The sequence below is a fragment of the Chamaesiphon sp. genome (genome assembly GCF_041737865.1).
Taxonomy (GTDB): Bacteria; Cyanobacteriota; Cyanobacteriia; order Cyanobacteriales; family Chamaesiphonaceae; genus Chamaesiphon.
The window spans coordinates 1-13,419 of the sequence record NZ_JBGSQZ010000240.1; the positions used below are offsets into that span (position 1 = coordinate 1).

Consider the following 13,419-nt stretch of genomic DNA (forward strand, 5'->3'; position numbering starts at 1 on the left):
GATGGAATCCGTGAGCCAGTCGCTGGTTCTTTAATGTTCGGTAACAACATCATCTCTGGTGCAGTTATTCCTTCATCTAATGCCATCGGTCTTCACTTCTACCCAATCTGGGAAGCAGCATCCTTAGACGAGTGGTTATACAACGGCGGTCCTTACCAACTAGTAGTATTCCACTTCTTGATCGGAATTTTCTGCTACATGGGTCGTGAATGGGAACTCTCCTACCGTTTAGGTATGCGTCCTTGGATCTGTGTTGCTTACTCCGCTCCAGTAGCAGCAGCAACCGCAGTATTCTTGATCTACCCAATCGGACAAGGTTCATTCTCCGACGGTATGCCTTTGGGTATCTCCGGTACATTTAACTTCATGATCGTGTTCCAAGCAGAACACAATATCCTGATGCACCCTTTCCACATGTTGGGAGTAGCTGGTGTTTTCGGTGGTGCGCTGTTCTCCGCAATGCACGGTTCATTGGTAACTTCCTCTTTGGTTCGTGAAACAACTGAAGTTGAGTCCTTGAACTACGGATACAAATTCGGACAAGAAGAAGAAACATATAACATCGTTGCAGCTCACGGCTACTTCGGTCGTCTCATCTTCCAATACGCATCATTCAACAACAGCCGTTCCTTGCATTTCTTGTTGGGTGCATGGCCAGTAGTTGGCATTTGGTTCACATCCTTGGGTGTAAGCACAATGGCATTCAACCTCAACGGTTTCAACTTCAACCAATCAGTTGTAGATGCACAAGGTCACGGCATCAACACCTGGGCTGACATCATCAACCGTGCTAACCTCGGTATGGAAGTAATGCACGAAAGGAATGCACACAACTTCCCTCTTGACTTAGCTGCTGGTGAAGCTACTCCTGTTGCTTTGACTGCTCCTTCCATCAACGGTTAATACTGATTTGATTTAGGAATGAGAACCCCCTCACAATGTGAGGGGGTTTTTGTGTTTAGGGATGATTCGTTTGAGGTTGATTTACCCCCCAATCCTCCCTTGTATAGCAGTCGCCAAGTTCATTAGGACGTTTTTTGATTAGTCCGCGAAGGCGGACTTTGCATTCCGAGCGGCGATTTCAATCGCTGTGTCCTAATCGCCTTGGCGGTTGCTATAGAAACCATTTGAGATCTTCTGTCTTGGCGGTTTTATTCGGAGGGAACCTCCGAATAAAAACACGACAAGACAATGCTAACAATTGCCGACTAGCACTACAAAATCTGTTGGCGAAGCCTACCGGAGGGACACAAACCCGCCCATCCTCACCAATATCTGTCGCTTGATTCCTCCTAAAAAGATCTCAAATGGGTTTTATAAAGGTGGGGCTTTGCTCCCTCTGCTTTATTTTGCGCCGTGCCCTTGATAAGAGGAGGGCTGGGAAGGGGTAAAATTCCAAAGACTTGTGGGTATGCGGTAGCTTCTAGAGGGAATAAAGCCGTAGCCTCGATTACTGGGGTAACTGACTCATTTTGTCTAAATCTAATACTTGAGCTAATAAGTCTGGCTCCATCAATCCTTGCTCTAAGACAATTTGGCGGAGGGATTTACCTGTGGAAAGAGACTCTTTAGCGACATTTGCGGCATTTAGATAACCGATGTGAGTGTTGAGTGCGGTGACGAGTGCGAGGCTCCCTTCGGCATAGTTATTACACCGTTCTGGATTGGCGGTAATTCCCAGGATACACTGGTCGGTGAGGGCTTGAAGTGCGTTACCGAGGATCTCGATGCTATGAATTAAGTCGTAGGCAATTAGTGGCATCATCACATTCAGTTCTAATTGTCCCGCTTGGGCTGCCATTTCGATCGATCGATCGAATCCCATCACTTGAAAACACACCATCGAGATCATTTCCGCCATCACTGGATTGTATTTTCCAGGCATAATCGACGAGCCAGGTTGAACTGGAGGGAGTTGGATCTCTTTGAAACCCGTTTTTGGGCCAGAATCCATCAGGCGCAGGTCGTGAGAGATTTTTACTAGGTCAGCGGCGAGATTTCGTAGACTCCCAGAGACGTTTACAAATGGTGCCATACTCTGCATCGCCGCCATCAAATTGGGTGCGACGGTGAGGGGCTGTCCGATTAATTCTCCCAAAATCTGCGCGACTGTCGATCGATATTCAGGATGCGTATTTAGTCCGGTTCCGACAGCACTTCCGCCTAAGCCTAATTTAGTCAAATCCCCTGCGGCGGTGGTAATCCTGACTTGATGATCGCGGAGGATCTGGGCGAAGGCTCCAAAACTATCCCCCAATCTCACAGGTACCGCATCCTGCATGTGTGTACGTCCAGATTTGACGATCGAGTGAAATTCTACCGCTTTTTTGTCCAGCGCGGCGATCGCACTATCGAGAGCTGGGGATAAAGTATGAGCGAGTGCAAGTAATCCGCCGATCCGAATTGCTGTCGGAATCACATCATTGGTAGACTGACCATAATTCACTTGGTCATTGGGATTGACGCGCTGATAGTTACCCTTGCTATCACCCAATAATTCGAGTGCGCGGTTGGCTAATACCTCATTGATATTCATATGGTGCGAAGTCCCCGCACCAGCCTGATAGACATCTACGACAAATTGATCGCGGAGATTGCCCTGGAGGATTTCATCTGCGGCGGTGACGATGGCTTGACTGATATCTGTAGGAATACAACCTAGATTTCCATTAGCGATCGCGGCGGCCTTTTTGATTAAGATACAAGCATCAACATAGGTAGCCAGTGGCTTTAGCCCACTAATCGGGAAATTCTCGATCGCCCGTAAAGTTTGAATACCGTAATATGCAGCGGCGGGGATCTGACGTTCGCCCATCGAATCTTTCTCATTCCGATAATTATCTTGATTTGTCAACACTAAATCCTCTGTACATAGATATATGATTACGAATATTTTAGAGCTAAAGTACCGCAGATCGAGATCGTCAGCGCAACTTCACTTTTCAGATCGCAAGTAGTCTCTCCAGAATCAAAATCTATCGATATGGGGATATTTCAGCTTAAACTTCCAAACTTACTAAATACTATTTTGAAGTTAATTAGCTGGATCTGTGCGATCGCCAATCGAGATAGATCGAGGCGAAATTTGATGTAGTGCTACTTGATTTTCGATCGCTCGACTACGATCGGAATTTGAAGATCGTTGCAGACTGCTGTTGGATACGCTTATTTAATTTGAGGCAGACATTATACAAGCCTAACCCTAGTCATCGCCATCGACTCCAGCGAATTGTATAAAACATTACTAGCCACAGAACGGCTGAAGTCACCGTTGATGAGACCGATCGACACTTGAGAATTATTTGGTTGAGCTTGCCAAAAATTCACTGATTTAACAATTGACTTTAGATATTATTTATGAATGTCACAGATTTTTATAGTTAAAACTACGCTATTTTGCTGAACTATATTGACGTCCTATGTAATTGGTTTAATTAACTATTGCTATTATTGGAAAGCTAAAATTTCAACTGTATTTCCGCATTAAGGCTACGCCACTTTGCTGAAAAATATCGCTCACGATCTAAGCTATATAGATCGTGAGCTACTATGAAACTACAGCGGTACACAGTTTGCAAAATTGCGAATTTATAGATATTCGCTTGCGTTAGCTACAGACAGTGGTTTGGAAAAAAATTGTACTCAAAGATAGGAGATTTATCATGAAAATTAAGCAGTTCGCAAACTTACCAAATATCAAAGCTCTCAATATTGTTGCAGTTAGCAGTCTTGCTATGGGTATTGCGGCAAGTATTTCTGCTGCACCCGCTCAGGCAATCACTTTCAATACTGGAGAGCTGGACTTTGGAGTTTTCACCAGTCCATTCGCAGCTAATGTAAACCCAGTTGCTGGCAATAACTTTAATGTAACTTTTAATCCAAGTGGTACAGCTAGCATTTTTAATGCTACAGACTCTTTTACTCCAACTTTTACGCCAGGTAGTACGATAGGATCTAACAGTCCGACTGTAAACTTTTCGAATATCAGTGGATCAACCTATAGGCTCAATCAAGCTTTAGTATTCAATTTTGCTACTGCTACTCCGACAAGCTTTACCCTCAACCAAAACTCCACGTTTACAGAAACAGAGATTTTTAATAATAGTGGTGTAAGGGTTGGTGCTGGTTTGCAGCTTGCAAGCAGTACTGGCACCTTCTTTACCAACGGTGGTAATATTACAAATATTCCTACTTTTGCGTTCAGCTTTACTGACACTGGGATACCTACTGGTGGATTGTTTGTTGCTCAAGCTTCAGCCACAGCAGTTCCTGAACCTTTTAGTATCATTGGAACTATCGTTGGTGGTACAGCAGCTTTCCGCATGAGAAAGAAATTGGCTAACGCTGCTAAAAACTAGAGCGATCTAAATGCACTGGAATTAGTGACGTCTTAAAAGATAGTTAATTCCAAAGTCAATATTGAGGGGTAAAGTTTAGCTGGTGCTAGGTTTTATCCCTTTTGCGTTTGGAGAGGTTATACCAAGGGTTTGAAGATCGGAGGTAATTTCTGGCTGAGTGTTGCGGTAAGCTGTTGAATGACGATTCGCGACTGAAACTATGGCAACTATTAACGATAACTACCTCAAACTCAAAGCTGGCTACCTGTTTCCCGAAATCGCGCGGCGCGTCAATACATTTGCTCAAGCCAATCCTGACGCGCCGATTATCCGCTTGGGGATAGGGGATGTCACAGAACCATTACCCCTAGCTTGTCGCACTGCGATGACCAAAGCGATCGAAGATATGGGAAATCGCGAGTCATTTAAAGGTTATGGCCCCGAACAGGGTTATGCTTGGTTGCGAGAAGCGATCGCGACTAATGATTTTCAAGCGCGAGGATGTGCGATCGAGCCTGACGAAATCTTCATCTCAGATGGCTCAAAATGCGATTCTGGCAACATTCTTGACATTTTCGGACATGATAACACGATCGCAGTTACCGACCCTGTATACCCCGTTTATGTCGATACCAATGTCATGGCGGGTAATACTGGCGATGCCAATGACAAGGGCGAGTATGGGCGTTTAGTCTATCTCCCCATCACGGCTGAGAATGACTTCATCGCCCAAGTCCCCACCGAAAAAGTCGATCTGATCTACCTTTGCTTCCCCAATAATCCTACTGGCGCAGTCGCAACCACAGCCTACCTGCAAGCGTGGGTAGACTATGCCTTGGCTAATGGCTCGATTATCTTCTTTGATGCGGCTTATGAAGCCTTCATCACCGATCCTAGCTTACCGCGATCGATCTACGAAATTGAAGGGGCGCGGGATTGTGCGATCGAGTTTCGCTCTTTCTCCAAAAATGCTGGATTTACAGGTACCCGTTGCGCTCTCACCGTAGTCCCCAAAACCCTAACAGCCAAAGCAGCCGACGGTAGCGATGTCGAACTTTGGAAGCTCTGGAATCGTCGCCAATCCACCAAATTTAATGGTGTTTCTTACATCGTCCAACGCGGTGCAGAAGCTGTATATTCATCCGATGGAAAGGCACAAGTCAAGGAATTAATCGCCTTCTACATGGAAAATGCCAAAATCATTCGGGATAAACTCACCGCAGCCGGATTGCAGGTATATGGTGGGATTAATGCACCTTATGTTTGGGTAAAAACTCCCAATGGTTTATCTAGCTGGGACTTCTTTGATAAGCTGCTGGTAAATTGCAATGTTGTCGGTACTCCTGGCTCTGGTTTTGGTGCTGCGGGTGAAGGTTATTTCCGAATTTCTGCATTCAACAGTCGGGTAAATGTCGAGGAAGCAATGAAACGAATCACCGAAAAGTTTGCAGGTTAATTAAATTAAATTAAGTTACAAATAACCTGTAGGGTGGGCTTATACTAGCGATCGGATTTGTACTAAAAAATTAATCCAAAACCCGCCCACCATCACTAGACAGTAGATATTTTGGATGCTGGGCACTACCCGCCCCATAGCAAAAAGAGTAGAGGTAATTCATGAATTACCCCTACTCTTTTTAATTTAAGCTAGGTACAAATATTTATTGAATTGGCTGTATATCAATGACTTGACCTACTGAGTCGTTTTTATCTACAGTCGATCGAGTACTTTTAGATTGAAGTTTTGCTTTAGCGATTTGAGCGACTTCAGATACTAATAGAGAAATAATCAGAGTATCATCGATTAATCCTGCAAAAGGTAAGAAATCAGGAATCAAATCGATCGGGCTAACTAAATAAACGACTGATGCAACTATTGCCCACCAGCGATATTTAGGGTTTTGTAATAAACTACGATACCAGTTGTGAAGAGCATTAATATTGAAGTTCATCGGTCGATTCCTGAATTGGTTTTGGTCGATATATCTATCATCTCAAATTCCCAGGATTTGTACAGGTACGGTAAACCCATTTTTGATGGTAGTTGTTCCCACTTACTGGAATACCAATGATTGACAGATAAATTAGTAGGGTGTGTTAGCGTTGGCGTAGCCTACCGGAGGTAATAGCGCGAGCGTACCAAATCACCGCCAACGGTGCGTTACGCTAGCGCTAACACACCCTACAATCGCTCAAAAACGGGGGGAACCAAATTCAAAGTCCCCCTACAAAGCTATGCGGCGTGGCTGAACAGGAAATGAGTCATCTCGGCGCAGATGCCTTCTAGCTCGATACGGCTAGATTCTGGCAAGCCAAAACCGACGTAACTAAGCACTTCTTCCCAGGCTTGAAGTTCTTCCATTGTCTGGACTTGACGCAGCTTTTCGGCATAAAAGTTGTGCCAAAATAGCGGCGCGATCTGGTCGTATTTTTTCCAGCGTTTGCGCCATGCGCGGACATCGCGATGGTTGGGCAATGCTACTCCCACAATTGGTGGTAAGTCAGCATAGCTGACGAAGGTACTGGTTTTTTTGCCAACAACGTGTACTACGTATCGCCAACAGTTGACTTTGTATATTTCATCTGGCGATCGCTTGAGGTGCATAGCTACAGCAGATTTGGTTACAAATCGACTTTGAGGATTGGTAACAACTGTAGTGGGTTTGGGTGAGGCTAATAACATTTGAAGACACCAAAAAGGGCGAATGGATGATTGGTGATGCTGTGAATTTAGTCGATCGTTGAAGACTGAGGTGAGGTTAGATATCTCTATTACTATTATAGTACATTTCTACCATTGCAGGTAAAGACGGAGTTAAATTGTATGCTGAATATCGATCGATATTCAAGCCCCCAGATATGGCGTGGTAGCAAGATTGCAACACTAATTACCAGCATTACCAAGCCAGTATAGAAATGACAGATCGATATGATGCGGTACTCTCGATCGGAATTGGGAAAGATAGAGTAATACCAATTCAATCTCGCACCGAGATGGCGATCGCATTCAGCCATCTCGGTTAATTACCCCAGTTGCAAACTATGGCTACGATTTCCCTATCAACTATTCAACAGCTCACTGCAAATATCGCCCAGCAGATTGTCGGGAAGGATCGTCCGATTCAGCTTGTGTTGACAGCTCTGCTAGCTGGGGGACATGTGCTACTAGAAGATGTCCCTGGAGTGGGCAAAACTTTGTTAGCTAAATCTCTGGCTAAATCGATCGATGCTAAATTTCAGCGGATTCAGTGTACGCCGGATCTCCTCCCCTCGGATATCACTGGCACGAATATCTGGAATCCTGGCAGTCGGGAATTTGAATTTATACCTGGGCCAGTATTCACGAATATTTTGCTGGCGGATGAGATCAACCGCGCCACTCCCCGTACTCAATCAGCATTGCTGGAAGTAATGGAAGAACGACAAGTGACACTAGACGGACACTCGCGGGCGGTATCGCCACCTTTTTTCGTAATTGCGACCCAAAATCCGATCGAATCTCACGGGACGTTCGCACTTCCAGAGGCACAGATGGATCGATTTATGATTTCCCTAAGTTTGGGATATCCAGAGGCAGCAGAAGAGCTGCAACTGCTGCAAGGATTGGCAACAGGGGCATCGATCGCCGATCTAGCACCCTGTATTACCCTAGCCGAACTCCAAGCCATTCAGCAGCAGTGCCAGAAGGTGAAAGTAGATCCGGCAATCTCGCAATATATCGTCGATCTAGTCCGTTCCACGCGGAACGATAGCGAAATTAGCCTCGGAGTCAGTCCGCGTGGCGCTGTCGCGCTCTACCGTGCCACTCAAGCCTGGGCATGGCTCCAAGAGCGACCTTATGCCCTACCTGATGATGTCAAGGAGCTAGCTATCTATGTGCTGGCACATCGGATCGTGACTGTTGGCGGTCGGCGCGGAGCTAGTGCGATCTCGCGGCTACTACAACAGATCCCGATCGAATCTGTGAACCAGCAGCTCCGCCAAAGAAGATATTGATTTGCTGCGAAAGTCAGGCTTTAGGTTTTAGGCTTTAGATTTTAGGCTTTAGATTTTAGGCTTTAGATTTTAGGCTTTAGGCTTTAGGCTTTAGGTTTTAGGATTTAGGTTTTAGGCCTTAGGCCTTAGGCTTTAGGCTTTAGGGGAAGTTTTGGCGGAGCTGGGTCGGGCAGGAAACCTGCCCATGACCCATATCCAATCAAAATTTAAATCCCCACCGAAACCAACCCAATTATCAATTATCAATTATCAATTATTTTACTGTTGCTTTGACTGCGGCTAACTGGGTTTGATAGATGTGGATTTGGTCGGTAAGACCTGGAATCCCAGGGACATTATTATCGTAGAGCTTAAATCCTCGCCCGATCGATTTGGTCAGGACATCAGAGGCAAAGCCTTGATAATATACTGGCACAGGGCGATTGGTATGATTTCCCCAGCCGTATTTACCTGTTTCGAGTAACTCCTTACCCGCTGTATCTTTGGCGACTACTGGTTGAGAACCCCAATAGTGACCCGCATCAGTGGCTGTATTAATCGCAGTCAGACGTTGGGCACCTTGACGACGCAAGCGATCGGGGAAGTCATCATTGAGTGTGAAATAATGATCGTGATCGGCGGTGACGATGAGTTGATTGCGTTCCCAGCCGCCGTGATCTGCGATCCATTTGATGACGGTACCGACAGATCGATCGAAATCTAGAGTCGTACCAATCAGATTATCTAGATGATTATCATGGGCAGCCCAATCGATATCACCACCTTCAATCATCAACCAAAAACCGTCAGGATCTTTGCCCAGCATTGTTAAAGCTGCTGTAGTAAGTTCGTTGAGAGTTGGGTTTTGATTCCGTTCCTGTTTGATAAATTCAGCATCGGTTTGATTCTGCGTGAGGGGACGCTTGGTATCTGGTTGCAAACCCCGCGTGGTGTGAACTGTACCCAGATCGAAACCAGTCGTACTGTAGTCCCTATGAGCCGAACTCACGGGGAGATTTCCAGCTTGTCCCCTCGCGCCATAGATACCGAGCAATCGTTGACCCCGATTGGGATCGAGCTTGGCGGCTGTCTGGGCTAATTTTTGAGCTGCATTGGTACCACGTTCGAGAAAGGTGTATTGGTAGATATTAGTGGTAGGTTTTTTGCTTAGTTCCTGATAAGTGGCTGCGCTAATATAAGTGTGTACTGGCTCGATGCCTGTAGGAAGTGGTTCTTTGACATTGGAGAGGGGATGTCCGCCACCGAGCAAAACGGTGGGTTGATAGATGCGAAGTTGTTGCTGGAGGATATTGTCCAGGGGGGTTGCGCCTGGGGCATTGATGTCATATTTATTGCGGCGATTGACATTTGCCGAAGCTGCGCCAGGAGTGGCATGATCGATCGGTACTGATGTCACTAATCCGGTGGATTTTTTTTGGTCGGCAGCGGTGCGGAGAATGGTTGTCAGGGGGCGTTCATAGATATCTACAGCGATCGCGTTATTATAGCTTTTCACGCCAGTGTAGAGAGTTGTAGCAGTGTTGGCAGAGTCGGGATAGCTGGCTTTGATATACTCGCGATCGCTGCCTGGAGTCCAAGGATTTACGCCCCCTTTGATGGGATCGTAACCGACTAAATTCCCCGATTTTGGGCTGGCTGATTCTGGGCTATTCTTGCCATGCTGTCCTGGATTGAAGGTGGGGCTAAATTTAAAGTTAGGGCGGATAGAGCTAGCTCCAGTCAGCTTTTGGGAGTCATCTAGGGCACTATTGTTACTACTATATTTACCGTTAGCATCGGCGACTGTGGTGCCATATGTGGTGCTGAGGGCATATCCCTGGAGCGTTTGCATCTGCAACCCAGATCCACGTCCCTGTAGATAAAAATCTTTGAGGGTTTTCCCCGATTTACCCTTGTCGATCGAATTTTGGATCGCCGCAGCTCTGGTTATTTCCCAGCCCATACCGTCCCCAATCATTAGAATAGTATTCCGCTGTTTGTTAGGTAGGGAGCGTGACATTACTGGGGTAATGGTAACTGTCACGAATAATGCAATTACCGCCACGATCGACCACTTATAAGCTGTACGCTGAATATGCTCTATCATTTGTTTTTAATCAGTAGGTTAGCATCCATATCGATCGCATTTTTCGGCGATCGCATATATAGTGATATTTACATTGGCTCTGGTGCGTTACCCTACGGAATAACACACCCTACGGTAACTAAAAACCCCAATTATCTGCTTGGTGCGCTGTCTTGTCGTTTTTTTATTCGGCGGCGTTTTATGCGGGGGGAACCCCCGCATAAAAAACGCCAAGACGGGGGTTCCCCACGAATAAAAACGCCGCTGTCTTGAAAAGGTGCTCCACTTGTCTGGACGGGTCTCCCGCCCAGATGGGAAACCCCAAGAACGCACTTTTCGCAAGCCGTCGGGGAACAAAGGCGTGCGCGCATCCGCAATTATCGATTATCAATTATCAATTAATTTACCGATCGATTAGTTCTTTTTTCTAAAATTGTCACAGCCAGATCTTGCCATTCTTGTCTTAATTTATCATCTTCAGCTTTAGTTGTGAGCGATCGACCATTTAGTTCGGGATGTTTGGCATAAAATGCTCGATCGACTTGACGATAAAATTTAGCTGCTGGGATATTGAGTTGCTTTAACTTTTGGCTCAGATCCTGTTGGCGTTGTTGGACAGATGGCTGGGATTTGAATGGATTGGGGATAGAATTGAGCACACTTGCGGTCGTAGCATCGACTCGATCTTTGACTATTTTCAGTGGATCGATTGTTTGTGCCCATTTTACTATGCCATTAACTGCCAGACAAGTAACCAAGATTCCCGATATTATTTTTGTAACTTGCCAAGCAGGTTTTTTCCACTCATTTAGATCCTGCGTAGGTAGTTCTGTTATTAAGGTTGAGACTGAACCATTTCTAGGGCTAATCTCAAGCGTTTTGAGTTGAGATATTTTATTAGTGCGAGTAGTGGGTGTTGAGTTAGTGGTTATTACTGTAGGTACAGAACTGGGCGCGGTATGATAGTTAGTTAAGGGTGGAAGAGCTGCTAAAACTTCTGCTGCTGACTGATAGCGATTTTGAGGCTTATGTTGAAGCAATCGATCGAGTATTGCCCCAAATTCGGGAGTGAGTCGAACGTGTTTTCGCCATTCCCACATTGCTTCAGCCGGACTATAAATCGTACTCACATCTTTACCTGTTAGTAAGGTGAGTGCAGTTGCAGCGATCGCATACAAATCGCTCGATGGTGATACTTTACCACGCATCATTTGTTCTTCTGGTGCATAGCCTTGTTTACCGATCCGAGTGGGAATTTTGACGCTACTGTAGCGGGAGATAACTGTAGCGGCGATCTCCTTGACACAGCCAAAATCAATTAATACGGGCAATCGATCGCGATACCGATAGATAATATTATCAGGGGAAATATCTCGATGAATCACACCAATCCTATGGATATAATCAAGAATTGGTAATAAGCTATGAAATAAACTAATCATCTCCTGTTCGCTAAAAACTTGCTGATGTTTTAGGCGTTGATTTAACTTATTGAGATAAGTTTCTCCCTCGATATACTCTTGGACTAATAAGAGAAATTCAGATCCACCATCGTTAACCCGAAACAACTCTCTAAACGCTGGAATTTGTGGATGTTGAAACTTGTATAAAACTCCGGCTTCTCGCTCGAATAGTTCCTTTGCTTTTGCTAATTCTGCTTGACCTCGGACTTGAGGGGCAAACTCTTTGAGGACACATTTTTCGCCAAATTTATTGAGATCGATCGCTAGATAACTTCGTCCAAATCCACCGCGCCCAAGTTCTCGCACGATCTCGTAACGATTGCCTAATACATTACCTGGAATGAGTAAAGATGACTCTAGCATAAGGTTGGAGTAATAGAATGGCAAGCAGGGATAAGTCAACTATTTAATTGCGAACCAATTTTGAGGAGGGTACACTCCCAAACTAACCGAGGCTGAACGTAAGCGAGTAAGTGCGATCGAGTTTGTTCGAGTGTTTCGATGAGCTGGGGGACGCGATATTTTTGCCAATAAATATATTGTAGATAATCCACCAGCCATAACTGCTCTAATGATTCTAACTCTCGATCGATCTCAGTGGCTAAAATAAGCCCTTGACGGCGGCTAATTGGTAATTTAGTCAAACGCTCTAGTAGATCTGTAGGCATAGCTGCTAACTGCTCCCAGATGGCAATGGCGGCACCAGGACTACCTTGAGCTAGTCCCAAGATTTCGGGTCGAGCGAGGATTTCTACTTTGCCAAGTTTAGTCAAAATTTCGACCATTGAAGCGCGATCTAGTCGCTGAAATGAGACTTGCTGACAGCGGGATACAATCGTTGGGAGCAGCGATTCTACACTGGAGGCGATCGCGATAATTGTGGCTTTTCCTGGCTCTTCTAGGGTCTTGAGCAGGGCATTGGCGGCTCCTTCTGCCATCGTATGAGCCTGTTCGATCGCAATTACAGCTTTCGATCCCAATAGTGGTGGGCGTGACAAAAATTGACCGATTTCACGAATTTGTTCGATCCGAATTTGGGGTGGTGCTTTGCGTTTGACTCCGGCGGCGGTAGCTTCGGCGGCGGAAAGTAGTTTTCCTTGGTGGCTATATGTCGGTGCTACCCACAAGACATCGGGGTGATTGCCCTGACGGAGTTTTTGCTCGATTAGTGCTTGTTTGCTCTTTGGAACATCAGCGCACAAGATCGACTCAATAAAACATCGTGCTGCCAAACTTTTGCCAATCCCATCCGTACCATGAAATAGATATGCAGGTGCTAGCCGTTGCCTGAGTATCGATTGAGTCAACAGTTCTACAGCTTGTGTTTGTCCGAGTAAGGCAGAGCTAAATTGAATCAAGTTTTTAGTGATTGGTAGAAGTACAGTAATACTATCATTAATCTCGATCGGGCTGGGAAGGTCAGGCTTTAGGCTTTAGGCTTTAGGCTTTAAATACAAGACAGGAGACAAGACACAAACTGTACTGTGCTTTTCAATAAATAACTACCTATATCCTACTGAATGAACACTTCATGGGTACACTATGGTGGAGATGAGCA

The 13,419-nt window shown here is 45.5% G+C and carries 10 protein-coding genes; 4 read left to right on the top strand and 6 right to left on the bottom strand.

The genetic code is table 11. The features are described 5' to 3' along the window. Nucleotides 1-903, top strand: a 903-nt coding sequence (psbA, locus tag ACEW9J_RS18125) for a photosystem II q(b) protein (protein WP_373546504.1), incomplete at its 5' end; no start/stop codon positions are given. Nucleotides 904-1,450: 547 nt separating this feature from the next. On the opposite strand, the gene ACEW9J_RS18130 is transcribed toward psbA, so the two are convergent. Next, nucleotides 1,451-2,854: an aspartate ammonia-lyase gene (locus ACEW9J_RS18130; protein WP_373546505.1), complete on the bottom strand. Its 1,404-nt coding sequence runs from the start codon at nucleotides 2,852-2,854 to the stop codon at nucleotides 1,451-1,453. An 808-nt stretch (nucleotides 2,855-3,662) separates the two neighbouring features. Between ACEW9J_RS18130 and ACEW9J_RS18135 the strand changes: the two genes are divergently transcribed. Together ACEW9J_RS18135 and ACEW9J_RS18140 are read left to right on the top strand one after the other, a co-directional pair. Beyond that, nucleotides 3,663-4,358 (top strand): hypothetical protein, encoded by a 696-nt coding sequence (locus ACEW9J_RS18135; RefSeq protein WP_373546506.1) that lies wholly within the window; start codon nucleotides 3,663-3,665, stop codon nucleotides 4,356-4,358. 199 nt (nucleotides 4,359-4,557) lie between these two features. Then, nucleotides 4,558-5,793, top strand: a complete 1,236-nt coding sequence (locus ACEW9J_RS18140; RefSeq protein WP_373546507.1) for an LL-diaminopimelate aminotransferase — start codon at nucleotides 4,558-4,560, stop codon at nucleotides 5,791-5,793. A 205-nt stretch (nucleotides 5,794-5,998) separates the two neighbouring features. On the opposite strand, the gene ACEW9J_RS18145 is transcribed toward ACEW9J_RS18140, so the two are convergent. Further along, nucleotides 5,999-6,289, bottom strand: coding sequence for a YkvA family protein (locus ACEW9J_RS18145; protein ID WP_373546508.1), 291 nt, complete (start codon nucleotides 6,287-6,289; stop codon nucleotides 5,999-6,001). Nucleotides 6,290-6,570: 281 nt separating this feature from the next. Beyond that, the gene (locus ACEW9J_RS18150; RefSeq protein WP_373546509.1) at nucleotides 6,571-7,020 is read right to left on the bottom strand and encodes a hypothetical protein; all 450 of its coding nucleotides are present in this window, start codon (nucleotides 7,018-7,020) and stop codon (nucleotides 6,571-6,573) included. 359 nt (nucleotides 7,021-7,379) lie between these two features. On the opposite strand from ACEW9J_RS18150, the gene ACEW9J_RS18155 reads away from it, so the two are divergent. Then, entirely contained in the window at nucleotides 7,380-8,333 is a 954-nt protein-coding gene (locus ACEW9J_RS18155; protein WP_373546510.1) for an AAA family ATPase, read from the top strand. A 253-nt stretch (nucleotides 8,334-8,586) separates the two neighbouring features. On the opposite strand, the gene ACEW9J_RS18160 is transcribed toward ACEW9J_RS18155, so the two are convergent. The 3 genes from ACEW9J_RS18160 to ACEW9J_RS18170 form a co-directional block, all read right to left on the bottom strand. After that, complete coding sequence (locus ACEW9J_RS18160) at nucleotides 8,587-10,332, bottom strand: alkaline phosphatase (RefSeq protein WP_373546532.1); 1,746 nt, start codon at nucleotides 10,330-10,332, stop codon at nucleotides 8,587-8,589. A gap of 464 nt (nucleotides 10,333-10,796) precedes the next feature. Further along, entirely contained in the window at nucleotides 10,797-12,224 is a 1,428-nt protein-coding gene (locus tag ACEW9J_RS18165) for a protein kinase (RefSeq protein ID WP_373546511.1), read from the bottom strand. Nucleotides 12,225-12,259: 35 nt separating this feature from the next. Beyond that, nucleotides 12,260-13,216, bottom strand: a complete 957-nt coding sequence (locus ACEW9J_RS18170) for a DNA polymerase III subunit delta' (protein ID WP_373546533.1) — start codon at nucleotides 13,214-13,216, stop codon at nucleotides 12,260-12,262. Nucleotides 13,217-13,419 lie beyond the last annotated feature (203 nt).